Origin of the sequence: uncultured Ralstonia sp. (genome assembly GCA_913056305.1) — a bacterium.
In the GTDB taxonomy this organism is placed as follows: Bacteria; Pseudomonadota; Gammaproteobacteria; order Burkholderiales; family Burkholderiaceae; genus Ralstonia.
The window spans coordinates 1-25,823 of sequence record CAJXMR010000020.1 but is presented as its reverse complement, the minus strand read 5'-3'; the positions used below and the strand labels follow the sequence as shown (position 1 = coordinate 25,823).

General features: G+C 66.1%; 27 protein-coding genes. 8 read left to right on the top strand and 19 right to left on the bottom strand.

Annotated elements, in window-relative coordinates:
• The gene (gene fliL / locus QZ609_RS05785; RefSeq protein ID WP_295492159.1) at positions 1 to 501 is read right to left on the bottom strand and encodes a flagellar basal body-associated protein FliL; all 501 of its coding nucleotides are present in this window, start codon (positions 499 to 501) and stop codon (positions 1 to 3) included.
• Between the two features lie 481 nt (positions 502 to 982).
• Here fliL and QZ609_RS05780 point away from each other — a divergent pair, with 481 nt between their 5' ends.
• A complete protein-coding gene (locus QZ609_RS05780; protein ID WP_295492198.1) occupies positions 983 to 2,719 on the top strand; it encodes a bifunctional diguanylate cyclase/phosphodiesterase in 1,737 nt (578 codons plus the stop codon).
• A gap of 7 nt (positions 2,720 to 2,726) precedes the next feature.
• On the opposite strand, the gene QZ609_RS05775 is transcribed toward QZ609_RS05780, so the two are convergent.
• Positions 2,727 to 3,359 (bottom strand): response regulator transcription factor, encoded by a 633-nt coding sequence (locus tag QZ609_RS05775; protein WP_295492157.1) that lies wholly within the window; start codon positions 3,357 to 3,359, stop codon positions 2,727 to 2,729.
• Positions 3,360 to 3,773: 414 nt separating this feature from the next.
• On the opposite strand from QZ609_RS05775, the gene QZ609_RS05770 reads away from it, so the two are divergent.
• The 4 genes from QZ609_RS05770 (at position 3,774) to QZ609_RS05755 (ending at position 7,729) form a co-directional block, all read left to right on the top strand.
• Entirely contained in the window at positions 3,774 to 4,595 is an 822-nt protein-coding gene (locus QZ609_RS05770) for a flagellin (RefSeq protein ID WP_295492155.1), read from the top strand.
• A gap of 198 nt (positions 4,596 to 4,793) precedes the next feature.
• Positions 4,794 to 6,839: a flagellar filament capping protein FliD gene (gene fliD, locus QZ609_RS05765; protein WP_295492154.1), complete on the top strand. Its 2,046-nt coding sequence runs from the start codon at positions 4,794 to 4,796 to the stop codon at positions 6,837 to 6,839.
• A gap of 46 nt (positions 6,840 to 6,885) precedes the next feature.
• Positions 6,886 to 7,314: a flagellar export chaperone FliS gene (fliS, locus tag QZ609_RS05760; RefSeq protein WP_295492151.1), complete on the top strand. Its 429-nt coding sequence runs from the start codon at positions 6,886 to 6,888 to the stop codon at positions 7,312 to 7,314.
• A gap of 58 nt (positions 7,315 to 7,372) precedes the next feature.
• Positions 7,373 to 7,729 (top strand): flagellar protein FliT, encoded by a 357-nt coding sequence (locus tag QZ609_RS05755; protein WP_295492149.1) that lies wholly within the window; start codon positions 7,373 to 7,375, stop codon positions 7,727 to 7,729.
• A gap of 89 nt (positions 7,730 to 7,818) precedes the next feature.
• On the opposite strand, the gene QZ609_RS05750 is transcribed toward QZ609_RS05755, so the two are convergent.
• The 17 genes from QZ609_RS05750 to fliE (QZ609_RS05670) form a co-directional block, all read right to left on the bottom strand.
• Positions 7,819 to 8,922, bottom strand: coding sequence for a glycosyltransferase (locus QZ609_RS05750; RefSeq protein WP_295492147.1), 1,104 nt, complete (start codon positions 8,920 to 8,922; stop codon positions 7,819 to 7,821).
• An 80-nt stretch (positions 8,923 to 9,002) separates the two neighbouring features.
• A complete protein-coding gene (locus tag QZ609_RS05745) occupies positions 9,003 to 9,446 on the bottom strand; it encodes a MarR family winged helix-turn-helix transcriptional regulator (protein WP_295492145.1) in 444 nt (147 codons plus the stop codon).
• Between the two features lie 56 nt (positions 9,447 to 9,502).
• Positions 9,503 to 9,925 carry an organic hydroperoxide resistance protein gene (locus QZ609_RS05740; RefSeq protein ID WP_295492143.1) on the bottom strand — a complete coding sequence of 141 codons (423 nt, stop codon included), beginning with the start codon at positions 9,923 to 9,925 and terminating at the stop codon, positions 9,503 to 9,505.
• A gap of 146 nt (positions 9,926 to 10,071) precedes the next feature.
• Positions 10,072 to 10,401, bottom strand: a complete 330-nt coding sequence (gene fliE / locus QZ609_RS05735) for a flagellar hook-basal body complex protein FliE (RefSeq protein WP_295492141.1) — start codon at positions 10,399 to 10,401, stop codon at positions 10,072 to 10,074.
• 40 nt (positions 10,402 to 10,441) lie between these two features.
• The gene (locus QZ609_RS05730) at positions 10,442 to 11,677 is read right to left on the bottom strand and encodes a glycosyltransferase family 2 protein (RefSeq protein WP_295492139.1); all 1,236 of its coding nucleotides are present in this window, start codon (positions 11,675 to 11,677) and stop codon (positions 10,442 to 10,444) included.
• Between the two features lie 17 nt (positions 11,678 to 11,694).
• On the bottom strand, positions 11,695 to 12,441 hold the full coding sequence (locus QZ609_RS05725) for a cephalosporin hydroxylase family protein (protein ID WP_295492138.1): 747 nt from the start codon (positions 12,439 to 12,441) through the stop codon (positions 11,695 to 11,697).
• Complete coding sequence (locus QZ609_RS05720; protein WP_295492136.1) at positions 12,434 to 13,147, bottom strand: WbqC family protein; 714 nt, start codon at positions 13,145 to 13,147, stop codon at positions 12,434 to 12,436. Before QZ609_RS05720 ends, QZ609_RS05725 begins: the two co-directional genes overlap by 8 nt.
• Positions 13,144 to 13,659 carry a GNAT family protein gene (locus QZ609_RS05715; protein WP_295492134.1) on the bottom strand — a complete coding sequence of 172 codons (516 nt, stop codon included), beginning with the start codon at positions 13,657 to 13,659 and terminating at the stop codon, positions 13,144 to 13,146. The genes QZ609_RS05720 and QZ609_RS05715 overlap by 4 nt, the downstream gene beginning before the upstream one ends.
• Positions 13,656 to 14,822 (bottom strand): methyltransferase domain-containing protein, encoded by a 1,167-nt coding sequence (locus QZ609_RS05710; protein WP_295492132.1) that lies wholly within the window; start codon positions 14,820 to 14,822, stop codon positions 13,656 to 13,658. The genes QZ609_RS05715 and QZ609_RS05710 overlap by 4 nt, the downstream gene beginning before the upstream one ends.
• A gap of 2 nt (positions 14,823 to 14,824) precedes the next feature.
• Positions 14,825 to 15,667 carry a phytanoyl-CoA dioxygenase family protein gene (locus QZ609_RS05705; RefSeq protein ID WP_295492130.1) on the bottom strand — a complete coding sequence of 281 codons (843 nt, stop codon included), beginning with the start codon at positions 15,665 to 15,667 and terminating at the stop codon, positions 14,825 to 14,827.
• A complete protein-coding gene (locus tag QZ609_RS05700) occupies positions 15,652 to 16,815 on the bottom strand; it encodes a DegT/DnrJ/EryC1/StrS family aminotransferase (protein WP_295492128.1) in 1,164 nt (387 codons plus the stop codon). Before QZ609_RS05700 ends, QZ609_RS05705 begins: the two co-directional genes overlap by 16 nt.
• A gap of 8 nt (positions 16,816 to 16,823) precedes the next feature.
• On the bottom strand, positions 16,824 to 18,065 hold the full coding sequence (locus QZ609_RS05695) for a class I SAM-dependent methyltransferase (RefSeq protein ID WP_295492127.1): 1,242 nt from the start codon (positions 18,063 to 18,065) through the stop codon (positions 16,824 to 16,826).
• Positions 18,062 to 18,622, bottom strand: a complete 561-nt coding sequence (locus QZ609_RS05690; protein ID WP_295492125.1) for a dTDP-4-dehydrorhamnose 3,5-epimerase family protein — start codon at positions 18,620 to 18,622, stop codon at positions 18,062 to 18,064. Before QZ609_RS05690 ends, QZ609_RS05695 begins: the two co-directional genes overlap by 4 nt.
• Positions 18,619 to 19,728: a CDP-glucose 4,6-dehydratase gene (rfbG, locus tag QZ609_RS05685; protein ID WP_295492123.1), complete on the bottom strand. Its 1,110-nt coding sequence runs from the start codon at positions 19,726 to 19,728 to the stop codon at positions 18,619 to 18,621. The genes QZ609_RS05690 and rfbG overlap by 4 nt, the downstream gene beginning before the upstream one ends.
• Positions 19,713 to 20,486 (bottom strand): glucose-1-phosphate cytidylyltransferase, encoded by a 774-nt coding sequence (rfbF, locus tag QZ609_RS05680; protein WP_295492121.1) that lies wholly within the window; start codon positions 20,484 to 20,486, stop codon positions 19,713 to 19,715. Before rfbF ends, rfbG begins: the two co-directional genes overlap by 16 nt.
• A 4-nt stretch (positions 20,487 to 20,490) precedes the next feature.
• Entirely contained in the window at positions 20,491 to 21,636 is a 1,146-nt protein-coding gene (locus QZ609_RS05675) for a glycosyltransferase family 2 protein (RefSeq protein ID WP_295492119.1), read from the bottom strand.
• A gap of 129 nt (positions 21,637 to 21,765) precedes the next feature.
• Positions 21,766 to 22,104: a flagellar hook-basal body complex protein FliE gene (fliE, locus tag QZ609_RS05670; RefSeq protein WP_295492117.1), complete on the bottom strand. Its 339-nt coding sequence runs from the start codon at positions 22,102 to 22,104 to the stop codon at positions 21,766 to 21,768.
• Between the two features lie 240 nt (positions 22,105 to 22,344).
• Here fliE (QZ609_RS05670) and fliF point away from each other — a divergent pair, with 240 nt between their 5' ends.
• The 3 genes from fliF to QZ609_RS05655 form a co-directional block, all read left to right on the top strand.
• Complete coding sequence (gene fliF / locus QZ609_RS05665; protein WP_295492115.1) at positions 22,345 to 24,180, top strand: flagellar basal-body MS-ring/collar protein FliF; 1,836 nt, start codon at positions 22,345 to 22,347, stop codon at positions 24,178 to 24,180.
• A complete protein-coding gene (gene fliG, locus QZ609_RS05660; RefSeq protein WP_295492113.1) occupies positions 24,177 to 25,169 on the top strand; it encodes a flagellar motor switch protein FliG in 993 nt (330 codons plus the stop codon). Before fliF ends, fliG begins: the two co-directional genes overlap by 4 nt.
• Before the next feature lie 35 nt (positions 25,170 to 25,204).
• Positions 25,205 to 25,823: flagellar assembly protein FliH (locus QZ609_RS05655; RefSeq protein WP_295492110.1), on the top strand; the 619-nt coding region annotated here is incomplete at its 3' end.

The following is a 25,823-nucleotide window of genomic DNA, read 5'->3' as shown; positions in this document are numbered from 1 at the left end:
TCACTGGATCACAAAGTTGGTGAACAGCACGTCCGCCACCGGCGACTCCTTGCCGACCGACTTGTAGACCTGCTCACACTGTTCGACGATTTCGCGTGCCAACTTGGTCTTGCCCTCGTTGGTGTACAGCTCGGCCGGTGCCTTGGACGAGAGCACCATCAGCACGCGGCTGCGCAGCTCGGGCGTGTAGGTCTTGATGGATTCCTCGGCGTGCTTGTCGTAGCTCTTGAAGGTGATGGCGACCTGCAGGTAGCGGTCGTTGCCTTCTTCGGGCTGCAGGTTGACGGTGAGGGTTTCCATCGATACGAAGAAGGGTTCCTTCGGCTTCTCGGGCGCGGGGGCGCCGGCGGCGGCATGGTTGCCGCCACCCAGGAAGAACCAGGCCGCCGCCCCGCCCATGCCGACGAGCACGAGCACGATCAGGATGATCAGCAGCAGCTTGGTGGAGCCGCCCTTCGCGGGGGCGGCGGGAACAGCATTGGCGGCAGCGGCTTCGGCCATGGGGATCACTCGGGGGCTAGGGGGGTGGGCCACGCCCGGCTCCAAGCCAGGTTCGGCAGAGTCGGGTTCTCGGATGGCATTCTTCCTCAGCCGTGTCCACCTCATTCCTGTAAGAAACGCGGTCAATCCCGCTCATCTCGGGGGTTTGCGGGTGGCGGCGATGGCGCTTGGAGATCATGTAAGTGCTTTTTGATGCACTTTTATGGGTTGAAGCGCTTGCCGCACACGGCCAGGCGTGGCGAAAGCGGTGCCAACCCGAAAGATTTGTCGCCAGATGCCGTATTAACTTCCGACGGGATTGCCGGACCAACCGGCGCCCACGCACAGCGCAGTCTTGCCGGAAGCCGCCTTGAATCCGTTGCCCACTCTCATCCGCGCCACCCGCGTTGCCCAGGCGTCCGCCAAAGCGGACGGGCTGCCGGCCGACTGTCCGGCACGCGGTGCGCCGCCTGGCTTCTGCCCGAAGCTGGACTTGCTGTCGATGGTCAACGCGCTGACCGAGGGCATCCTGGTGTGCGATGCCCAGCGGCGTGTCACCTACGCCAACCCGAGTGCCGCCCGCCTGCTGGGCATCCCGGTTGACGCGCTGATGGGCATGGTCCTGCCCGGTGTGGTGCAGGCGGCGGTGGACGAGTTCGACACCTCCATCCGCGAGGACGACTGGCCCGACCTGGAAGTGATGGCCGAGGGGCAGCCCCAGCTCAACCAGATCTTCGGCCTGCACTGCCGCGACGCCCGCACCGTGTGGGTCTCCAGCAACTGGACGCCGCTGTATGCCGAAGGCGGCGAATCGATGACCGCCGTATCCGACGGCAGCACGCCGCCGTATTCGGTGCTGGTGTCGCTGGTCGACATTACGCAGATCCGCGAGGCGCAGCAGCGCATCCGCCACCTGGCCACGCACGACACGCTCACCGGCCTGCTCAACCGCTCCGCGCTGGAAGACCGCCTGCAGCACGCCCTGGCGCTGGCGCGGCGCAACCGCTCGCGCGTGTCGGTGATGTTCCTGGACCTGGATCGTTTCAAGAACGTCAACGACACGCTGGGCCACCAGTTTGGTGATCTGCTGCTGCGCGAGGTGGCGGCCCGCCTGCAGGCCTGCGCGCGCGAAGCCGATACCGTCGCCCGCCTGGGCGGCGACGAATTCGTCGTCATGCTGGAGTCGCTCGACAGCCTGGGCACGCGCCGCGTGGCCGAGCGCATCCTCGCAGCCATCAGCGCGCCCTTCCATATCGAGGGGCAGGAGCTGTACCTGGGCGTGTCGATCGGCATTGCCGTGGCGCCGCACGATGGCGACGACCCCAACACCCTGCTGCGCAAGGCCGATGCCGCCATGTACCTGGCCAAGGAGCGCGGCCGCAACAACTTCCAGACTTTCACCAGCGACCTGGACGACCGCGTCTCGCGGCGCTTCCGCATTGAATCGGGCTTGCGCCGCGCTAGCGACCGCAACGAGTTCTACGCCGACTACCAGCCGCGCGTGGACGTACGCAGCGGCCGCATCGTCAGCGTGGAAGCGCTGATCCGCTGGAACTCCGCCGACTTCGGCCGCATGATGCCCGGCCAGTTCATCGAGGACGCCGAAGAGACCGGCCTGATCGTCGAGATCGACCGCTGGATCCTGCGTGCCGCCTGCGACCAACTCGCGCGCTGGCGCCGCATCGGGCTGCCGCACCTGCGCATGTCGATCAACCTGTCGGGGCAGGCCTTCAGTTCCGGGCAGTTGAGTGCCATGGTGCGCGGGGCGCTGTCCACCAGCGGCCTGCCCGGCGAGGCGGTTGAGCTTGAGATGACCGAGGGCATCCTGATCCGTGACGATCCCTCATTGCATGCACTGCTAACCGAGCTGCGCGCGCTGGGCGTATCGCTGGCGCTGGACGACTTCGGCACCGGATACTCATCGCTGTCCTACCTGCACCGCTTCCCGATCGACACGCTCAAGATCGACCGCTCGTTTGTGCAGGACCTGCCGCACGTGGCGGAGCGGGCGGCCATCACCCGGGCCATCATCATGATGGCGCAGGCGATGGGCATGAAGACCGTGGCCGAGGGCGTGGAAACCGTGGGCCAGCTCGATTTCCTGCGCGAGGTCGGCTGCGACGAATACCAGGGCTATCTGCTGACCCGGCCGCTGGAGCCGGCGGCCGTGCACGAGCTGGTGCGCGAGCACGAGCGCCGGTATGGCATACGCCTTCCGGAGTCAGGCCGCATTTTCTAGGGCTCTTCTATAGCTGCAGGCCGTTGCTGACCACGTACATGGTCAGCTCGGCGTTGTTGCGCAGCTTCATCTTGGACAGCACGCGCCCGCGATACACGCTGACCGTCTTGACGCTGATCTGCAGCGCCTCGGCAATCTCGCCCAGGGTGCGGCCCGAGCCGAGCATGCGCAGGGTCTGGAATTCGCGGTCGGACAGGACGTCGTGGCGGGGCTTGTCCCAATCGACGTTCAGGTTGTCGGCCAGGACCTCGACCAGATCGGAGGGCAGGTATTTCTTCCCCTTGGAGATGGCGTTGACGGCCGCCAGCAGCTGCGGCTGGGTGGCATCCATCGGCAGGTAGCCGGCCGCACCCGCCTTGAGCGCGCGCACGGCCAGCAGGGCTTCCGGGTGGCGGCCCAGCGCCAGCACCGCCAGACGGGCGTGCTGCTGGCGGACGGTCTTGATGGCCTGGAATTCGTCTCCGGTGGCCGATTCCACCGAGAACAGCAGGACGTCCCACTCGCGCTCGGCAAGCAGGTCGGTGCAGTCGCGCAGATCCGGCACGGCTTCGATCTGCCGGGCCAGGCGTGAATCCTTGAGGATCTGGCGCAGGCCGACACGGGCGATATCGTGCGGTTCAACAATCAGGACATTGAGCATGGCGGGTGTTGCGTTCCAAACGGGCTCGTCTCGAGCTCTTCTGACCAGCGGTGGGCCGTGGGCCGGGCCGATGGCGCTTGCAACTCCCCATCTGTGCGGCGGCGCGCTCTATATAGGATCGGGCGCCTTTGATCTGATCGGTCGAGTATAGCCGAGTGCCCCTACCGCAAGAAGGATGCCCAGCGCCTCCTTTGGTGGGGGGTAGCCCGCCGGGGCGATCCACCGATGACGCACATTTCGTCAGGATTTCCTCAGGATTTTTTCAATGTGACGCTAAATTTTCTGCCGCGGCATCCGTTATCCAGAGTACAGCGCGGGCCTGATCCCCTTCAAATTGCAGGTCACGTTGCCGGCTTCGACCGGAACAAGCAGTTCATCGGGTAGTAAAACAGGGAAAGAAACTAAGGAGCCGTCATGTCCCTCAGCCTCAGCACCAACATTTCGTCTTTGCAGACGCAGCAAGCTCTGTCGACGTCGCAGTCCGCTCTGCAAACGTCGCTGCAGCGCCTGTCGACCGGCCTGCGCGTGAACAGCGCGAAGGATGACGTGGCGGCCTACGCCGTGTCCTCCAGCTTGACCACGACCCTGAATTCGCAAACCCAGGGTATCCAGAACGCCAACAACGCCGCGTCGTATCTGCAGACGGCCGATTCGTACCTGAACCAGGTGCAGAACAACCTGCAGCGTATGCGCCAGCTGGCTGTGGAATCCAACAACGGCGGCCTGTCGACCACCGACCAGGCCAACCTGGACAAGGAATACCAACAGCTGGCCACGGCCAACAAGAACGTCGAGACCAACGCCAACTACAACGGCGCCAAGCTGTTCGACGGTTCGGTCACGTCCACGACGTTCCAGTACGGCCAGAGCGCGACGACCGATGTGACGACCGTCACCAACGCCAACCTGTCGGGTTTCGGCACGCTGACCGGTACGGGCGTGAGCACGACCGCCTCCGCCACCGCCGCGCAGGCGTCCATCGACACCGACCTGGGTAACCTGAAGTCGGCGCGTGCCAGTCTGGGCGCCCAGCAAAGCGGTCTGAACTCGACGATCAACACGCTGACCTCGAACAACACCGCGCTGTCGGCAGCCCGCTCGTCGCTGATCGACACGGACTACGCCGCGGAAACGTCGAACATGACCCGCCAGAACATCCTGCAGCAGGCTGGTACGGCGATGCTGGCGCAAGCCAACTCGGCGCCGAACAGCATCCTGAACCTGCTCAAGGGCTAATCGGCAGTCCAGCATGACGTTCCGGCCGGCGACGGCGCGGAACCTGGGCCGGCGCCTCCTCGGGGGCGCCGGCCTTTCTTTTGGCGCACGGGCCGCGCGCCCAGAGTGCGATATCGATAACGTGAGCTAAAGAAGTGCCGTGCGCTGCCGTTGAATGGAAAGACATCCGCTGGCGCAGCCGCTTACGAGACTCCGATCATGGCGACGACAACGTCTTCCTCCTCCACGAGTAGCAATTACGTTCCGCCGATCTCCATTCCGGGCATCGGCACGAGCATCGACGTCAACACGCTGGTCACCAGCCTGATGAAGGTCGAAAGCCAGCCGCTGACGCAGCTGCAGAACCAGCAGACCTCGTATCAGACGCAGCTGTCGGCCGTGGGCACGCTCAAGAGTGCGCTGTCGACGTTTCAGTCGGCGTTGTCGAACCTGACCTCGACGTCGACGTTCAGCGGCATGAAGGCGAGCGGCTACGACACCTCGGTGCTGAACGCTTCGGTGACGACGTCGGCGCCGGCCGGCACTTACGCCGTCAACGTGACGCAACTGGCGCAATCGCAGGTGCTGGCCGCGCAGGGCCAGACCGCCACCAATACCGCCATCGGCAGCGGCGGCTCCACCACGATCTCGTTCTCGTTCGGCTCGGTGTCGGGCGGCACGCTGTCGGGCGGCAAGTACACCGGCGCCACGTTCACGCAGAACGGCAACCTGGCGGGTGGCTCGATCACCATCAACTCGTCGAACAACACGCTGGCCGGCATTCGCGATGCCATCAACGGGGCCAACCTGGGCGTGTCGGCGAGCATCGTCAACGACGGCAGCGGCTCGCCCTACCGTCTGGTGCTCACGTCCACAGCGGGCGGTGCGAACTCGGAGATGAAGATCAGCGTCTCGGGCGACGCCACGCTGCAATCGCTACTCTCGCAAGACCCGGCCGGCACGCAAAACATGACCGAGGTCACCACCGGCCAGAACGCCACGGCGACCATCAACGGTATCGCGGTGCAGAGCCCGACCAATACGCTGTCGAACGTGATCGACGGCACCAGCTTCACCCTGGCCAAGACCGGCAGCACCACGGTGACGGTGGCCGGCGATGCCGGGCAGGCCAGCACGTCCGTGCTGAACTTCGTCAAGGCCTACAACGCACTGACCATCCAGCTCAACTCGCTGACCAACATCGACACGTCCAACAGCGCCAACAACGGGCCGCTGGCGGGCGACGTCAGCACCAAGGCGCTGGTCAGCCAGATCAGCACCGTACTGACCCAGGCGGTCGGCACCGGCACGTACAACTCGCTGGGCAGCATCGGCGTGACCATGGGGTCGGACGGCACGCTGTCGATCGACGACACCAAGCTCAGCGCGGCGCTGGCTGCCTCACCTTCGCAGGTGGCGAGCCTGTTTGCCGGCACCGGAAAGGCGACCGACTCGCTGGTGAGCGTGCCGACCTTCTCGGATTCGACCCAGGCGGGCACCTACGCCGTCAATGTGACGCAGCTGGCCACGCAAGGCTCGCTGGCCGGCTCGGCCGCCGCCAATACGACCATCCAGGCCGGCGTGAACGACACGCTGTCGGTCACGCTCAGCGGTATCACCACCAACGTCACGCTCACGGCTGGAACGTACACCGCATCCAGCCTGGCTGCGGCGGTGCAGAGCCAGATCAATGCCTCGAGCGCGCTGCAGAACGCCAAGATCACGGCGTCGGTATCGTCCAACGGCGGCGTGCTGACCATCACGGACAGCCAGTTCGGTTCGGTGTCGGCGGTCTCGGTGTCGGGCAACGGCGCGTCCTCGCTGCTGGGCAGCAGCCCGACCGCCACCGCCGGCAAGGACGTGCAGGGCACCATCAACGGTGTGGCCGCCACCAGCTCGGGGCAGAACCTGTTCGGCGCCAGCGGCACCGCGGTCGATGGCCTCACCGTGCAGGTGAGCGGTGGCGCGCTTGGCAGCCGTGGCACCGTCACGGTCCAGCGCGGCTATGCGGCGCAGCTCAACACGGTGGCAACCACCTTGCTGTCGACCAACGGCATGGTGCAGAACGAGACCGATGCCATCAACAGCTCGCTCACCTCGCTGGCCAGCCAGATCACCAACATGCAGCGGCAGCTGGACAGCAAGCAGGCGCTGTATTACTCGCAATTCAATGCGCTGTCGGCGCTGGTGGCCAGCATGTCGAACACCAGCACCTACCTGACGACGCAGCTGACCGCGTTGCAGAACCAGACCAAGAGCAGCTGATCGCTTTGCGGTCAGCCCGTAACAGAAGACGAGCGAGGAATCTCCCATGTACGCAGCACACCGTGCCATCGGTGCCTATGCGCAGGTCGGTATCGAGACGTCGGTGGTGGACGCCAATCCGCACCGGTTGATCGCCATGTTGTTCGAGGGCGCGCGCGCGGCCATCAACGTTGCCGCGGCGGCGATCCAGCGCGGCGACGTTCCGGCCAAGCTGCGTGCTGTGGACAAGGCCATCTCGATCATCGGGCAGGGGCTGCAGGCCAGCCTCGACCGCCAGCGTGGCGGCGAGATCGCCGGCCAGCTCGACAGCCTGTACGCCTATATGCTGAACCGCCTGCTGTTGGCCAACGTCAACAACGACACGGCCATGCTGGAAGAAGTGGATGGGCTGCTGGCGTCGCTGCAGGATGCCTGGGCGCAAATCGGCAAGCCCGGCGCTGCTGCCCCCGCTCCGCACCTGAGCGTTGTGGGTTGACGCACCGCGCCCGCATCGCCATCGATTCTGAAATTAAGACCGGCCCCCTGGAGCCAATATGCACCGCAACCTCCCAATCAAGGACCGCGACAGTCTGTTCATCTGCTATGAAGCCATCGCGCGTTTGACCACCGAGATGGTCAGCGCGGCCGCCGTCGGGAACTGGGAAGTCGTCAGTACGCTGGAGAGCGAAAGCGCCACCTATGTGGACGTGCTGCGCCGTTCTGAGCCGCATCCGCAGCTCTCACCCGCCGATATCGAGCGCAAGCGCGCGCTGCTGGTCCGCATTCTCGAAGATGACGCACGCGTGCGCGCGATGGTGTATCCGCGCCTGGACCGCTTGCAGAAGCGGATCGACACAGCGCGCCGGGCCACCACCGCCAGCCACGCTTACGGCAGCATGGCGCGCTTCTAAGCGGCATCGCGCCGCAGCTTGCGGGCACACCAGCCGTGCCCGCCAGTGACCGCGGCCTCAACCCCTCAAGCCACGCCGCTAGCGGCGCGTCAGACCGGCGCCTGCGGCGAGGTCGCCGGTTCGTCCTTCAAGCGTTTGGACAGCGCCAGGTAGTGCTCGGCTTTGAGCGCGAGCACGTTGCCCTGCATCTGATAAACGGTCGCCAGATTGTGGGCGGCCAGGAAGCTGCCGCGCCCGATCACGCTGCCGTCCAGGTCCGCCCGGTCGCCGATTTCAAGGCAGCGGGTAAAGGCCTGCTCCGCCAGTGGCAGCCATTGCTCGCCAGCCTGCGCGGGGTGCGCGACCGCCGCATCCAGCATCACCAGTCCGAGCGCGAAACATAGATCCGGAAACGCCGGCCACGTGCGAATGCAGTCGTCCGCATGCGTGATGGCGTCTTCCAGGCGATCGGACTTGCCCAGGCTGTACAGCAGCCGCAGCGCCAGATTCTGGCGGTACGGTGCGTCCTGCGGCGCACGCTCGAATGCGCGGGCGTACAAATCCGCGGCCTTCGGGTAGTCCTCGTGGTGCAGCTCGGTTTCCTTGCCGAGCTGGTAGAGCAGGTACGGGTCGTCGGACCGGTGCTGCAGCTCGGCCAGCAGGAGCTGCGTGTTGCGCGTGCCCTTCTTCTTCATCTTGTCGGCGGTGTAGCCGTCATGCCCGAACACGATGGGCTGCCGCGCGGCGGGCAGGGTGGAGACTGGCTGTTCATGGATGCGCCCCACGTAGCGCACGCCGCGCGGCAGCAGCCGGGGCACCCACGAAACCAACCGGCTGGTAGCGTCGTCTGCGTCGGTGTCGCTCTGGATGCAGACCATCCCCAGCAAGGGGCTGGCGCTGGCGAGGGTGCGCAGGTGCTCGCCACCGCTCTCCAGCCACTCGTCTGCGTCCATGACGAGGTTCCAGTCCGCGTTTGCGAGATCGAGCACCGCATTCCGCGCGGCCGAGAAATCGTTGGTCCATGCCATCTCGTGCACGTCCGCGCCGCAGGCCTTGGCACGGGCAACCGTGTCGTCGGTCGAGCCCGTATCGAGGACTACCATGCGGTCGACGAACGGTTTGGCGCTGCGCAGGCAGCGCTCGATGCAAGCGGCTTCGTTGCGCGCGATAACGACCAGCGCGACCAGCGCCAGGGTGGGATGAGGTTGATGCACAGTGTGTCGAGTTGGATTGGGTGGTGCGGTGCAGGCATCCGGCCGGCGCGCGGATGCGGGCGCAGGAGAGGGGCGCGGGTCTATCCCCGGTCGTCTGCCGTGGCGAGCGCGTCCAGCAGCTTGCGCAATGTCGTGCGCATGCCGGCGATCTCGCCGAGTTCGAGCGGAATCTTGCAGACCAGCGCTTCCGGCACCTTGGTGGCGTGCGTGCGCAGCGTCCGGCCGGCGTCGGTCAGTTCGATCACCACGCGGCGCTGGTCGTCGGGGTCGCGCGTGCGGGTGAGCAGGCCCTGTTCTTCCAGCCGCTTGAGCAGCGGCGTGAGCGTGCCGGTATCCAGGTACAGCGTGCGGCCGAGGTCGCCCACGGCACAGGGCGCCTGCTGCCAGCAGGCCAGCATCACCAGGTATTGCGGATAGGTCAGCCCCAGCTCGTCGAGCAGGGGGCGGTACAGCCGCGTCAGCAGATGGCCGGCAGCGTACAGGGGAAAACAAAGCTGTTGATCGAGCGCCAGCGCGTCGGTCACGGAACACTCCCGGGAGGGCGCGGCGCTCGGAGTGCGGTATGGCTACCGCGGCGGCATCAGCGCGCGACCGTATTCAATTGGACGTCAATATTGCCACGGACGGCATGCGAATAGGGGCATACACCGTGTGCGGCAGACACAAGCGCCTCGGCCGTCGCCTGGTCGACGCCACCCAGCGTGGCCGCCAGCGACACCGTCAGCGCAAAGCCGCCGTCTTCGCGCGGGCCGATGCCCACCGTGGCCGTGACCGACGTGGAGGCCAGCTTGATCTGCTTGGCGCGTGCCACGTGCAGCACCGCGTTCTCGAAGCACGCGGCATAACCGGCGGCAAACAGCTGTTCGGGGTTGGTGGCCGCGGCGCCGGCGCCGCCGAGTTCGCGTGGCAGCGACAGCGGCAGGTCGAGCACGCCGTCGGCGCTGCGCACGTGGCCGGCGCGGCCGCCTTCTGCGGTGACTTGGGTTTGGTAGAGCGTCTTCATGAGCGGGTCCTGTGGAGAGGGGAACCCGGCCGGCGAAGTGTCGGTCGGGACATCGACGGGTATATCGATGACGCAATTATATTGTGAACAATGTAAATCTGCAGGGCGCGCATGGATCCCTTTCCCGGATCGGGAAAGGGGTGGCGTCAGATCGACATGCTCATGATGCTCTGGTAGGCCGACACCAGCTTGTTGCGTACCTGCACGGCGGTCTGCAGGTCGATGTTGGCCTTCTGCAGCGAGAGCATCACGTCGTGCAGGTCGACATCGGCGTTGCCGGTCTCGAAGCTGCGTGAGACGGCCTCGGCCTTCTGCTGCGAAGCGTCGACCTTGTCGAGCGACGATTTCAGAACCGCGCCAAAGTCGACGCTGGGTTTGGCGGCGTCGCCGCTGGCACTGCTGCCACCGACTTTGCTGGCCGGTGCCAGCACGCTGTTCATCAGCGAGACCACCGAATTCGCGTTGGTGAGATCCATGGTTACGTGTGTGTGCGGATTGGGTCCAGATCAGGAAAATTCAGGGGAATTTGGTCAGCGTCTCGAGTTCCGACACGAAGCGGACTTCGCGGTCGGCTGGCGGCGCAATGTCCATGGGGATCGGGGTCACGACGATGGTGTTGGGCGGAATGGCCGCGTCATCGTCGAGCACCAGGAACTCGGTCGCGGCAAAGTCCTGCGCGTGCGGGAAGATCTGCAGCGGCGCGCGGCGCAGGCACGCAAACCTGGGCGGCTCGGGCCGGAACGGGTCCTGCTTGATCAGGTATTCGAACGCCGCGTTGACGCGGTACAGGTCATACGGCGCGGCAAGGTCGCCCACCTCGCCCAGCGCCTTGATGCGGTTGGCGACGTAGTAGTTGTCGATCCAGTTCTTGCCTTCCTGCGTGCGCAGGCGCAGCGCCACCTTCATGCGCTGCAGGATGAACTGGTTGATGGCGGCCAGCCATTCCGGCCGTTCCTGCGGCGCCAGCGTGTGCGAGAACTTACCGAACACGTACTCGAGGCCGCCGCGGTAGCGGTCCCACGCGTGTTTGACTTCCTCGGTGCCGGCTTGGGAGCGGCCTTCGTCTTCGAAATAGCGCGCAACCGACCGGTAGAACGGCGTCTTGCTGAAGTAGATGGCCTGATGCCCCAGCATTTCCGCCGCATGCACGAACGCCCAGAACGCGTGGTCGATGACGCTGAAGTACAGCTGGTCGATCACCTCGCGGCGCGCCAGGTAGATCTCGGGGAACAGGTGGTGCGACAGGATCAGCGCCAGCAGCTTCGCGTGGTCGTTCTGCTCGATCAGGTAGTCGTCGTTCTGGTTATAGAAGATGGTGAGGTCTTGCCGTGTGGGCAGATCGTGGATGATCCACGGCGCGAAGATGACGCCCACGCCGGGGTTGTGCTCGAAGATGCCGAGGTTGTTGTTGATCTCGGCCAGGATGGGCAGGTCGTCGTCGGCCAGGTAGAGCACGTACTTGCCCTGCGCGCTGCGGTACAGCCGGTTCAGGTTTTCGCTGGAGCCCAGATTGGAGGGGCGGCGGAAATACCGGATGTTCAGCTTGGACAGATAGCCCGCCACCACCTGCTCCGTGGTGTCGCTGGAGGCGTTGTCGCCGATCAGGATCTCGTAGCTGTACTTCAGCGCGCCGATCTGCGTGGTCAGCTCGCCGAGCAGGCTCTCCAGGTAGCGCGCCCGGTTGTAGGTGGGGATGCAGATGCTGAGCGCGATGGTGTCGGCTGGGGCGATCGTGTCGGTGGCGGTCGTCATGGTGCGGGCTCCAAGCCTCAGGCGATGCGCTTCAGATAGCCGTCCGGCGCCACCGTGATCAGCAGTTTGTGCTGGATGTCGGTATCGATCACGAATTCCGGGTGCTCGCCCAGGTAGGCATGCACCGCCGTCTTCGGGCTGTTGCCGACGCCCCACGGACGGTCGTTGAACGATGCTTGCGGCATGTCTTCGATGGCGGTGTCGAACACCACGCAGTAGCTGCCCACGCTGGTCAGCGGCGCATACGCTTGCAGCTCGGCCAGCACGTGGTCGTGCGTGTGGTTGGAGTCCAGCGACACCATCACGCGCTGCTTGCCGGCGGCGATGCGCTTGACCTGTTCGACGATGCCGGCATCGATGCTGGAGCCCTGCAGCATCTGGATGCGGCGGCTCATCGGGTGGGCTTCGATGGCTTCGCGGTTGTGCGCGCGGATATCGATGTCGATGCCCAGCACCTGGCCATCACCATGGCCGCACTGGGCCAGCAGTTCGAGCATGGACGCGTGGAAGATCAGCGAGCCGCCGTGGGCGATGCCGGTCTCGATGATCAGGTCCGGCTTCACCTCCCAGATCAGCTCCTGCATGGCCACGATGTCTTGCGGGCATTGGATGATCGGGCGGCCCATCCAACGGAAGTTGTACGGGTACTTGTGCGTGCCGACTTCGCGCAGCCAGATGCGTGACAGGCTCTGCAGATCCTGGTCTTGCGCGAGGGATTGGATGTTGCCGCGGACTTCGGCCTGGAATTTTTCGATTTCACTCATGGATGACCTGGCGCCAGTTGAGGGTTTGAGGGCAGAGGTATGGCTTGCTTGCCGGACCGTGGTTGGCAATGAGGTCCAGGCTGCTGACAAAGGGGGTGAATTCGCCGTGCAGTTGCCGGTAAGGGCGCTTGGCGTAGTTCATGTATTCGACGGTGATGCCGTGCTGCTCGAACTCGGTATGGGCCAGGTAGTTCTTGGCGCCGTGCCCGGTGATGTAGGTGTTGCCGTGCAGGTGCCGCACGATGGCCAGCACGCGGTCGCTGTTGCCGCCCGGGATGCCGAGCGCGGCCGAGTCGCGCAATTTGTCCTGCAGCGGAATGTCCAGGTAGCGGCACACCGCCTGCATGGAGGCGAGGCCCAACTCGCCCACGTTCGCGTAATCGGCCTGGTACACCGCGCGCACCAGCGCCAGCATCTCCTGCGCATAGGGCGCGGCCTCGTAGGCCTGCTCCAGCAGGTGCAGGTGGCTCTCGCGCCAGTCCGAATCGGCAAGCTGGACCTGATCAATGCGATCGCCCAGGTGGAACTTGCCCAGCGGCACGGTCAGCCAGCGCTGGCCGGTGCTGTCCTTGATCTGCACGCGGTTGGTGAAGCTGCCCTTGGAGAACTGCACGTCGGCGTAGTGGACGAACACGTCCGCCAGCATGATCTGTTCGAGCATGCCGACCCAGGGAAACAGCATCGGTTGTGAGATCACGACCTTCATGGCTGCAACGCGCGCTCCATCAGGACGACGTCGTGCCAGCGCTGGTCCTGCAGATAGTGCTCGGCCAGGTGGCCGATCTGGCGGAAGCCCAGCTTCAGATACAGCCCGATCGCGCGCTCGTTGTCGGCCAGCACTTCCAGCAGGATCTTGCGCAGGTTCAGCGTCTGGCTGGCATAGGCAAACAGCGCTTCGCAGGCCGCGCGCCCATGGCCTTGCCCCTGGGCGCCAGGGGCCAGGCAGATGCCTAGCGCGCCGTGGCGGTTGACCAGGTCGATCTTGATCAACTGCAGATAGCCCAGCACGGCATCGGTCGCCCGGTCCGCAATGACGAAGAACACCACGTCGCTCTGCTGTGATTTCCCGACCAGCCACTCGCGCACGCTGGCGGCGGAGTTGGGCCGCGGGCGCGTCATCAGCTGCAGTTGCATGGGCACGTCGTTGCGGAGCAGCTGCAGGTGCGGGATATCGTCTTCGCGCCACGCGCGCAGGCTGACGTTGCCGGACGCGATCATGGCTGGAACTGGAAATACGTGAAGCGGTTGGGGAAGGCGGCCTCGACGGTGTGCCGGACTTCGTCGGCAATGACCGGATTGACCGCCAGATACACCAGCTCGACTTCCTGCGGAATGTCACGCAGCGCGATCACCGGCTTGCCGGCCACGGACGCGCCCTGCAGATAGGGGTTCTGGTCGACGAAGGCGCGCAGCGCCTGCTGGTGCTGCAGGTTGCTGACGGTATAGCTGCCGTAGAAGCCCGCGCCGTAGATCACGGCGGGAACCCCCTGGTGGCGGGTTTCAAACTCGGCCAGATGGCTGGCTGCCTGCTGCCAGAAAAGCGCCAGACGGCCGGCGGCGATGACGGTGTCGGCCAGCGCTTGCGGCTCGATCGCAGGCTTGGCGTGGTTGACGGCAGCGTTGCGCGCGGCCGTGACGACAAACGTGCCACGGTGGCTGCGCTCGTCCAGGTCCAGCAACTCGAAGCCGTGGGCAGACAGCAGATGCTGCAGCGACGTGCGCGTGAAGTGGTTCACGTGATCCGCGACCAGGAAGTCGGCGGTATTGGTGAACGTATTGGGCACGATGGCATACAGCCGGCCGCCTTCGCGCAGCACGCCGTGGATGGCGCGCAGCGTGGCGCTCAGTTCGGCAATGTGTTCGAGCGAGAAGAACGAGCTGACCACATCGAACGATTGCTGCCACGCTTCGGGCAGGGTGTAAGTGGCCCACTGGCCGGGGCGGAGGAATTTCTCCCAGAAGCCGACATAGCGGTCGCTCACGTCGAACAGGTGGATGGCCAGGTCCGGCCGCTGCTGCAAGAGCAGGCGCATGGTCGCGCTCTTGGCGCAGCCGAAGTCCAGCACGCGTGCCGCCTGCGGCAGCGCCAGCTTGGCCTGGAACAGCGCAGCCTGATGCTCGGCGCGGAAGATCTTGCGGCCGTTGTCGATCGCGTAGATCTGGTCTTCCTCTTCGCTGGCGGTGAGGATGTCGTAGTCGGCGTCGTAGTAGCGCTCGCTGTCATACAGCTCGGCGGTCTGGATGTGGCCGCAGGCCTGGCAGCAGAACGTTTCCAGCGTGCCGTCCATCGGCCGGTTCAGCGACGACAGCGCACTCTGCGGGGCGGTGTAGATCGGGGCTGCCAGCGGTGCCTGGCAGACATTGCAGTGGTGGACAGGCATGGTCAGTGTTCCGCGCACAGTTCGGGATGGATGGTGCGGAAGTCGACGCCGCTGGCGTGCGAGCCCTTCCAGCCGTGCGAACGTCCGGTCGGTTCGCAGAAGTTGAAGTAGCGGAACTGCATCGACCAGCGCGAGCGGCTGCTGGTGTTGAACCCGGACGCATGCAGCACCAGGAAATCGACCAGCACCAGATCGCCCGGCTGGGTGAGCGGCGCGACCTGCGGATAGCGCGAGAGATACGTCGCCTCGTCCTTGAGCATGAGCGCGTAGGCGCCTTGCTTGCCGGCGTTGGTCGGGTCTGCGCTCAGCACCGGCAGCGGGCCTTCGCGGTGCGAGCCGGGGCAGAACACCACGGGCCCAAGCTCGGGCGTGACCTCCACCAGCGGGCTCCAGAACACCAGGCCATCCAGGCTGCGTAGCTGCGCCGGATATTCCTGGTGCCAGTTGGCGCGGAATTTCTCTTCGTTCGGGTTGTCGATGCGGATGCCGTAGCCGGCCCCGGCAATGGCGGGCTGGGCGCCTGGGCGCACTTCGGCAAACAACTGCTCGTGGCGCGGATCGGCCAGCAGGCGCACAAAGGCGGGGATCTGCTTGACGGCGTCATAGACCTCGCCGCCGTATTGCCGCTTGGCCCGGATCAGCGCCTGGTAGCCATCGTCGAAGCGCTCGGGGCTGAACGGCGCGCGTTCGATGTCGAGCCGGTACTTGTCGATGATCAGCCCGATGATGTCGTAGATGGCGCGCTGGATCGGCTCGGTCTGCGCCGGTGCGTAGAAGCCGGGCAGGATCAGCAGGCCGTCGCGGCGGAAGGTGTCGAGCTGGTTGTCGTTCAGGATGCGAGACATGGTTGCCCCTCCTGCAGGTGCGTGCGCACGAGGTCGATGACGACTTGCGATACGGTGTCGATGTCGGCCTCCGACATCTCGTGATAGGACGGCAGGTTGATTGCGCGCTCCGCTATCGCGTAGCTGTTGGGCGCGCTGTGGGTCGTGCCGCCGGCCGGCGTGCCGGATGGCCCAAACAGCCCCGTCTGCGAGAGCGGGTAGAAGAACACGCGGGCGTCGATGCCGCGCTGCGAGAACGCGGCCAGCAGCGTGTCGCGCGTGATGCCCAGCGCCGCGTCGAAGACCACCGTCGGCATCCAGTAGCCGTTCTGCGTGTGCGGCGGTTCGGGGTTGAGCTGCAGCCCGGGCACGCTGCCTAAGCGCGCGCGGTACGCGGCGAAGATCTCGCGCTTGCGCGCGATCAGTGCATCGATGCGCTCCAGCTGGGCGCAGCCGAGCGCCGCCTGCAGGTTCGACATCTTGTACTTGAAGCCGATGAAGTCCGGCCAGAACTGCTTGCCGCCCGGCACCCGGCCATGGTTGCTCAGTGCCAGCACGCGCTCATACAGCGCGCGGTCATGCGTGACGAACATGCCCCCTTCGCCGGTGGTCATGGTCTTGGTGCCGTGGAAGGAGAAGGTGCCGAAGGTGCCTTGCGAGCCGGCCGGGCGCTCGCGCCAGCGCGAGCCGATCGCCTCGGCCGCATCTTCGATGACGGGCACGCCGTGGCGCTGGCCGATCGCCAGCAGGCGGTCCATGTCGCACAGGTTGCCGTAGAGGTGGGTGGCGACGATGGCGCGCGTGCGTGGGGTGATGGCGGCTTCCACCTGTGCCGGGTCCAGGCACCAGCTGTCGGGCAGGATGTCGACGAAGACGGGCGTGGCGCCCAGATGCGCGATGGGCGCGGCAGTGGCGATCCAGTTGGTGTCGGCCAGGATCACCTCGTCGCCTGCTCCGATCCCAAGCGCGGCCAGCCCCATGTGCATGGCACCGGTGCAACTGGACGTGGCGATGGCGTAGGGCGCTTCGATATGCGCGGCGAACAGCTTTTCGAAGCGTTCGATATACGCGTAGCACTGCGGGCCCCAGCCGTTGCGCGCGGCGTCGGTCACGTACGCGACTTCCAGGTCGGTGATCGACGGCTTGGTGTAAGCGATGCGATTGGCCATGGCGCCTCCTATGCCTGTACCCATTCGATCTGCTCGATCTGGGGTACGGCCACGGCCAGGCGGCCGCCCCATTCCCCAACATAGGCGAGTTGCTGGGCGAGTTCCGCTTTCAGGTTCCAGGGCAGTAGCAGCACCACGTCGGGCTTGTCCTGGCGCAAGTGGTCTTCACCCAGGATGGGAATGCGGCTGCCGGGCAGGAACTTGCCCTGCTTGGCCGGGTTGCGGTCGACCACATACGGCAGCAGCTCACTGGTGATGCCCGCAAAATTCAGCAGCGTGTTGCCCTTGGCGGCGGCGCCGTAGCCGGCCACGCGCAGCCCCTGCTGGCGGCAGTCGGCCAGCCAGGCGACGAGGTCCTGCCTGATCCGCTCCGCCTGCCGCTGCAAGTCCAGGTAGTACGCGCGGCGGGTGATGCCGACGGCTTCTTCCTTGGCCAGCATTTCGGCCACCACGGGCGCGATGGCGTGCTGGCCGGTGTCGGCGCGCTGCGCAAACACGCGCAGGCTGCCGCCGTGGGTGGGCAGCGTCTGCACGTCGAAGACCTGCAAGCCGTTGGCGGCAAAGATGTGATTGACCGCGGTCAGCGACAGATACGAAAAATGCTCGTGGTAGACGGTGTCGAACTGCATGCCCTCCACCAGGCTGCGCAACTGCGGAAACTCGAAGGTGGCCACGCCTTGCGGCTTGAGCAGCAGGGAAAACCCCCGCACGAAATCGTTGATGTCGGGCACGTGCGCAAGCACGTTGTTGGCGGCGATCAGGTCCGCCTGCCGACCGGCCTTGGCCAGTTCCGTGGCCAGTCGCACGCCAAAGAAATCCTCGACGATGTCGATGCCGCGCTCGCGGGCGGCGGCGGCGGTGCTGGCGGTCGGCTCGACGCCGTAGCAGGGGATGTCGCGCGTACGCACGTACTGCAACAGGTAGCCGTCGTTGGCGGCCACTTCGGCCACCACGCTATGCGCCCCGAGGCCAAAGCGCGCGCGCATGTCGGCGACGTAGCGCTCGGCGTGCTGCAGCCAGCTGGCCGAGTAGGCGCTGAAGTAGGCGTAGTCCGCGTTGAAGAAGGTGTCCGCGCGGGCGAAGTCTTCGGTCTGCGTCAGCCAGCAGTGCTCGCACACCATCACGCGCAGCGGGTAGCGCTGCTCGGGCTGGTCCAGCGTGCCGGCCTCCAGGTACGAGTTGGACGGCGGCGCCGTGCCGAGGTCAATCAGCGGCAGATGCAGCGGGGTGGCGCAGTGGCGGCAATTCATACGTTGAGTCCAGTGAATGCGTCTGTCAGCGCCGGGTGTTGGCGGTCGCGCTCCGAGCAGGCGGTCATGGCCTGCGGCCAGGCGATGGCCAGTGCGTTGTCCAGCGGGTGCAGGCCCCCCTCGGCACCGGCCGCATAGGGCGTGGAGTGCAGGTAGATCAGTTCGCAATCGTCTTCCAGGGTCTGGAAACCGTGGGCAAACCCGGGCGGGATCAGCAGGCTGTTGTGCCGTTCGGCGGACAGCTCCACCGCGTGCCAGTGCAGGAAGGTCGGGGAGCCGCGGCGCAGGTCCACCGCCACGTCGAACACCCGGCCCCGCACGCACGTCACCAGCTTGGCTTCCGCATGCGGCGGATGTTGGAAATGCAGGCCGCGGATCGTGCCGGTGTGGCGGGTGTGGGAATGGTTGATCTGCGCGACGGCCGGTTCAAAACCGTACGGCGCCAGTTCTTGCGCGCAGAACAGGCGCGCGAAGAAGCCGCGCTCGTCGGTCAGCAAGTGCCGGCTGACTTCATAGAGCCCGGCCAGGGGCGTTTGCGCAAGCGTCAGGCGGCTCATGCATGCACCGCCTTATCGATCTGCGTCGCTTGCGTGAAGCGTGCGATCTGGGCTTCGCACAGCGATCGCGCATCGGCGAGGCCATGGCGCAGTTGCTGATACCAGCCGGCGGTCTCGCCGAGCGCGGTGTCGAGCGGCCAGACCGTGCGCCAACCCAATTGCTGGCGCGCCTGGCTGGCATCCAGGTGCAGGAAGCCGGCTTCGTGCGGCGCAAGGTGCGCGTCGTCGGCCAGCTGCCAGGCAAGTTCGGGCCAGTGGCGCTGCAGGCCGTGCAGGATCTGCTCGACCGAACGCGCGCCATGCGTGTCGGGGCCGAAATTCCACGCCTTGGCGCAGGCGGCATCGCCCGCCAGCAGGCGCTCGGCCAGCATGAGGTAGCCGTTCAGGCATTCCAGCACGTGCTGCCACGGCCGGGTCGCGTGCGGCGCGCGGATGACGAGCGGCGTCTTGGCGCTCACGGCGCGCTCGGCATCGGGGATCAGCCGGTCTTCGGACCAGTCACCACCGCCGATCACGTTGCCCGCGCGGGCCGTCGCCAGCAGCGGGCCATTCGCATTGGCAAAGAAGGCGCGCCAATAGCTCGCGGCCACCAGTTCGGTGCAGGCCTTGGAGGCGCTGTACGGGTCATGGCCGCCCAGCGCGTCGGTCTCGCGGTAGCCCCAGGCCCACTCGCGGTTGTCGTAGCACTTGTCGGTGGTGGCCACCACGATGGCGGACACGCCGCTGCAGGCGCGGGCGGCCTCCAGCACGTTCACCGTGCCCATCACGTTGGTGGAATAAGTGTGGGCCGGGTCCTGGTACGACGCGCGCACCAGCGGCTGCGCCGCGAGGTGGAAGACGACATCGGGCCGGGCCGCCGCCATGGCCTCGGACAGGCGGCTGGCGTCGCGGATGTCGGCCAGCGTGTGACCGGACAGGGTGGACTCCACGCCAGCCACGCTGAACAGGCTGGGGGTGGTTGCCGGTGCCAGGCTGTAGCCGTGGACCTCGGCGCCGAGCTGGCGCAGCCACAGTGCCAGCCAGCTGCCCTTGAAGCCGGTATGCCCGGTCAGGAAGACGCGCCGGCCTGCCCAGGCGGCGGAGCTGGGCTTCACCACGTCTTCCATGGTGCGTTCCCCGACTGCCACAGGGCTTCGAGGCTGGTCTTGTCTCGCATCGTGTCCATCGGCTGCCAGAAGCCGTTGTGCTCGAAGGTGTTCAGCTGCCCGAGGTCGGCCAGGCGGCACAGCGGGGTGTCTTCCCAGGAGGTGTGATCGCCGTCGATGTAGTCGAGCACCGCCGGCTCCAGCACGAAGAAGCCACCGTTGATCCAGTGGCCGCCGTCGCCGGGCGGTTTTTCCAGGAAGCCGGTGACGCGCGCGCCCTCACGCTGCAGCATGCCGTAGCGGCCGGGCGGCTGTACCGCCGTCACGGTGGCGAGCTTGCCGTGCTCGCGGTGGAAGGCGATCTTGGCGCTGATGTCGATGTCGGACACACCGTCGCCGTAGGTGAAGCAGAACGGCTCGTTCTTGTCGAGGTACGGGGCGACACGCTTGAGCCGCCCGCCCGTGAGCGAATGCTCGCCGGTATCCACCAGCGTGATGCGCCAGGGCTCGGCGTGCTGCTCATGCACCGTCACCGCGTTCTTGGACATGTCGAAGGTCACGTCCGACATGTGCAGGAAGTAGTTGGCGAAGTATTCCTTGATCACGTAGCCCTTGTAGCCGAGGCAGACGATGAAGTCGTTGATGCCGTGGGCCGCGTAGATCTTCATGATGTGCCACAGGATCGGGCGCCCCCCGATCTCGATCATCGGTTTGGGCTTCAGGTGGGACTCTTCGCTGATGCGCGTGCCCAGGCCACCGGCCAGGATGACTGTTTTCATTGGACTATGCGGATTGGATCGTTGGCCCGGCCGCTTTTTCCTTCAGCTGCTTGGCAAGCTGGAAATACTGGTCGGCCTTGAGCGAGAGCGTGTTGCTGCGCGCCTTGTAGATGATCGACAGGTTCTCGGCGGCCGCGAAGCTGCCGCGCCCGAACACGCTGTCGTCGAGCTTGGGCTTGTCGCCGATCTCCAGGGCGCGCAGGAAGGCCTGTTCGGCCATCGGCAGCCACTGCTGCTCGGCCTGCGCGGGGTGCTTGACCGCCGAGTCGAACATCAGGTGGCCCAGCATGAAGAAGTAGTCGGGCGATTCCGCCCACACCTCCATCCATTCGCCCGCCAGGGCGATGGCCTGCTCCAGGCGGTCGGACTTGGCTAGGCAGAACAGCAGCCGGATGCAAAGGTCGTGGCGGTATGGCACGGTTTGCGGCGCGCGCTCGAATGCCTGCAGGTAGAAATCCGCGGCGCGGGCGAAGTCCTTGCTGTTGACTTCTGTGTCCTTGCCGAGCTGGTACAGCAGGTAGGGGTCGTCCGGGCGCTGGGCCAGCTCTTCGTGCAGCAGCGTTGCATTGCGGTCGCGTTTCTTGTCCAGCTTGGCATTCAGATAGCCGTCGTGCCCGAGTACCAGCGGCAGCCGGACCCGCTGCAATGACGCCACCGGCTGTTCATGCACGCGCCCCTCGTACCGTACGCCGCGCGGCAGCAGGCGCGGAATCCAGGTGTTGGTCTGCTCCACCGCGCCGGAGATGTCGTACTCGCTGCGCACGCATACCACGCCCAGCAGCGGACCGAAGGTGCAGGCGGTGCGCAGCTCTTCCACGCCGGCCTCGAGCCATTCGTCCGCGTCCAGGATCAGGTTCCAGTCGGCATCGGCCTTCTCCAGCGCAGCATTGCGGGCGGCGGAGAAATCGTCGATCCAGGTGAAGTGGTGCACCTGGGCGCCGCACGCGCGGGCAATGGCAACGGTGTCGTCGGTCGAGCCGGTGTCGAGCACGACCATGCGGTCGACATGGGGCTTGGCGCTCAGCAGGCAGCGTTCGATGCAGGACGCCTCGTTGCGGGCAATGACAACCAACGCGATGTCCGTACGAGCTGCGGGCCGGGTCGCTGGTCGAGTCGAGGGTCGAGCGTGATGCTTGGCGTGTTTTGACATGCGGGCTCTCAATGGCTTGGGCTGGCGTGCGTTGCGCACCGCGTTTGCCAATCGTCCGCCCACCCGTCAGCGCGGCGCGGATTGCCCGACAACCAGGGGCAAGATCGGAAGGCGCGCGGGCAGCGCACGTCAGATCGACATGCTCATGACGCTTTGGTAGGCAGAGACCAGCTTGTTGCGCACCTGGACAGCGGTCTGCAGGTCGATGTTGGCCTTCTGCAGCGACAGCATCACGTCGTGCAGGTCGACGTCGGTGTTGCCGGCTTCGAAGCTGCGCGAGACGGTCTCGGCCTTCTGCTGCGAGGCGTTGACCTTGTCGAGTGACGACTTGAGCACGGCGCCGAAGTCGACGCTGACCTTGGCATCGTCGCCGCCGCCCACCGCGCTGCCGATGCCGCCCACCTGGCCGGACGGCGCCAGGATGCTGTTCATCAGCGACACCACGGAATTCGCGTTGGTGATATCCATGTGCTTACTAATCCACTTTTGTTGGTGGCACCCCCCGGCTGGCGGTTTCTGGCCGGTCTGGCGTCACGGTGCAGCAAAGGTAGCAGCGGCGCAGGGGTGTCCAAGCGCCCAAAAGCACGGGAAAAGGCCCTCTTCTTGGCGAATTGCTTGCCAGGGCGCTGTCGATAATGCCAACACGGAGCCTTGCCTGTTTTCCGGGTTTGGCGCGCTCCGCGCAACGCAGTCAGTCAGGAGAAAGGGATGCCAACGACAGCCGATTCGGTTGCTGTCGCCGACACGCTCGGTACGGTGGAAATGCCGGCAGTAGGCCAGGGTGGGGTGGTGCGCCAGAACGCTGGGGCGCTGAGCGCGCTCGGGCCGCTGGGCCGCCTGTCGCCGCGCTTGCTGGCGATGATCGCTGCGGCCGCGCTGGTCGCCGTGATCGCCGCGGCCACGCTGTGGAGCCGGGCGCCTGACTATCGCGTGTTGTTCAGCAACGTGACCGACAGCGATGGCGGCGCCATCATCGCCGCTCTGCAGCAGATGAACGTGCCGTACCGCTTTGCCGACCACGGCACCGCCATCCTGGTGCCGGAGGCCAACGTGCACGAGGCCCGCCTGAAGCTGGCCTCACAGGGCCTGCCCAAGGGCGGCCTGGCCGGCTTCGAGCTGATGGAGAACCAGAAGTTCGGCACCAGCCAGTTTGTCGAGCAAGTCAACTACCAGCGCGCCCTGGAAGGGGAGCTGGCCCGCACCATCCAGGCCATGCAGGAGGTGCAGTCCGCCCGTGTGCACCTGGCGCTCTCCAAGCCCACGGTGTTCGTGCGCGAGCAGGCCAAGCCCAGCGCGTCGGTGCTGCTGACGCTGTTTCCGGGCCGCATGCTGGACCGCTCCCAGGTGCAGGCCATCGGCCACCTGATCTCCAGCAGCGTGCCCAACCTGCCGCTGGCCAACGTGACGGTGGTCGACCAGGCCGGTCGCCTGCTGTCGTCATCGTTCCAGGACAATGCCTCGGGGCTGGACCCGACCCAGCTCAACTACGTGCGCGAAATCGAGCAGGGCTACATCAAGCGCATCGAGGCCATCCTCGGCCCGGTGCTGGGCGATGACAACGTGCGTGCGCAGGTCACGGCCGACGTGGATCTGGACAACACCGAGCAGATGGCCGAGACGTACCGTCCGAACCAGGACCCGACGGCCGGCGCGGTGCGCAGCTCGCATACCAGCGAATCGACGCAGAACAAGGCCAATGCCCAGGGCGGCGTGCCGGGCGCGCTGTCCAACCAGCCGCCGACCGCGCCGCGCATGCTGCCGACCGCCCCGGCGCCGGCCGCGGCCTCGCAGCCGGCCGCCAATGGTCCGAACGCCCAGCAACCGGCTGCGGCCACCGCCAACAGCGCGACCACGGGCAACGGCACGGAATCGAGCACCCGCGACACCACCCTCAACTACGAAGTCGACAAGACCGTGCGCCGCACCCGCGCTGCCGTGGGCACCGTGCGCCGCCTTTCGGTGGCCGTGGTGGTCAACTACCGCGGCGACGGCAAGACCTGGAAGCCGCTGTCGGACGCCGAGATGACCAAGCTCAACGCGCTGGTCAAGGACGCCGTGGGCTACGACGCCAAGCGCGGCGACTCCGTCAACGTGGTCAACAGCCAGTTCTCGGGCACGCTGCCGCAGGCCAAGGATGACCTGCCGCTGTGGAAGCAGCCGGAGATGGTCCAGTACGGCATCCAGGCCGCCAAGTACGGGGCGCTTGCGATCGCCTTCCTGATCCTGGTGTTTGCGGTGATCCGCCCGCTGATCCGCTCGGCCGCCAAGAAGAGCGAGCCGGTTTCGCCCACCTTTGTGGGCCGCGAGGGCGACGACCCGAACGCACCGATCATCACCGGCGCGGCGGCTGCCGCCGGTCCGGGGCTGGAGGGCCCGCACCACATCGCCGGCGCGCTGGGCTCCATTGACGACCTGCCCGACGACCTGCCGCAACTCAGCAAGAACAACGATTTCGAGAAGAAGCTCGAGACCATGCGCCGCATCGCGCAGCAGAACCCGCGCGCCGTCGCGGCCGTCATCAAGCAATGGGTGAGTAACGAATGAGCGCCGAAGGACTCCAACGCAGCGCCATCCTCATGATGTCGCTGGGCGAAAGCGAAGCCGCCGAGGTGCTCAAGCACCTGGGCCCGCGCGAAGTGCAGAAGCTCGGCGCCACCATGGCCGCGCTCAAGAACGTGTCGCGCGAACGCGTGCTCGATGCCTTCGACGCCTTCTTCATCGAAGCCGAAGACCTGCCGCTGGACGTCGACTCCAACGAATACATCCGCACCGTCTTCCGCAAGGCGCTGGGCGACGACCGCGCCGCCAACATCATCGACAGGATCCTCTCGGGCGGCGACACCAGCGGCATCGAAGGCCTGAAGTGGATGGATGCCTCGTCGGTGGCGGAGCTGATCCGCAACGAGCACCCGCAGATCATCGCCACCATCCTGGTGCACCTGGATCGCGACCAGGCCTCGGAAATCCTGACGTACTTCACCGAGCGCCTGCGCAACGACACCATCCTGCGCATCGCCACGCTCGACGGCATCCAGCCCAGCGCGCTGAAAGAACTCAACGACGTGCTGACCGCGCTGCTCTCGGGCAACGACCATCGCAAGAAGAGCGCGATGGGCGGCGTGCTCACGGCGGCGGAAATCCTCAACCTGGTGCCGAGCGTGGTGGAGTCCTCCGTCATCGAAGGCGTGCGTTCGCGCGATCCGGAACTGGCCGACGCCATCGTCGAGAAGATGTTCGTGTTCGACAACCTGATCGACCTGGACAACCGCAGCCTGCAGACGTTGCTGCGCGAAATCTCGCAGGAAGTGCTGGTGGTGGCGCTCAAGGGCGCCAAGCAGGAATTCCGCGACAAGGTGTTCGCCAACATGTCGCAGCGTGCCGGCATGATGCTCAAGGAAGAGCTGGAAGTGCTGGGCCCGGTCAAGGTGTCGGAAGTCGAGGCGCAGCAGAAGGAAATCCTGCAGGTCGCCCGCCGCCTGGCCGAAGAAGGCGAGATCACCATCGGCCGCAAGGCAGAGGATGCGTATGTCTGAGCACGCGTCCCGCACTGGCCTGACGGAGCGCTGAGATGCCGCGCCCGCCCATCATTTCGCGCGACACGCTGGTCGACTGCCAGCCGTGGGAGCCGGCGGACTTCCGTCGCCCGCCCGCGCCGGTGGTTGAAGTTGTGCCGGAGCCGATCGAAGTTGCGCCGCCGGAAGACGCGCACCCGCATATCTCCGAAGAGGAATGGCAGGCCGCGCTGGACGAGGAGCTGGCCAACGCCCGCGATGAAGGCCGCCGCGATGGCTTCGCGCAGGGCTTCCAGGATGGCTTCGAGCAGGGCCGCCGCCAGGGTGAGGAAGATGCCCGCCAGATCGCCACGCTGATGCAATCGGTGCGCGACGCCGTCGGCCAGATGAATGGTGCCATCGCCGAAGAGCTGGTCGATCTGTCGTTGCAGCTGGCGCAGCAGTTCTTGCGCGGGGCGCTGCATGTGCAGCCCGAGCGCATCCTGCCGCTGGTGCGCGAAGTGCTGGGCGATGGGCCCACCGCGCCAGCGCCGGCCATGCTGCGCGTCCATCAGGACGACGCTGAACTGATCCGCCAGGTGCTCGGTACCGAACTGGCTGCCGCCGGCTGGACGCTGGTGGTCGATGCCGCCATCGAGCGCGGCGGCTGCCGCGTGCAGACGCGCTTTGGCGAAA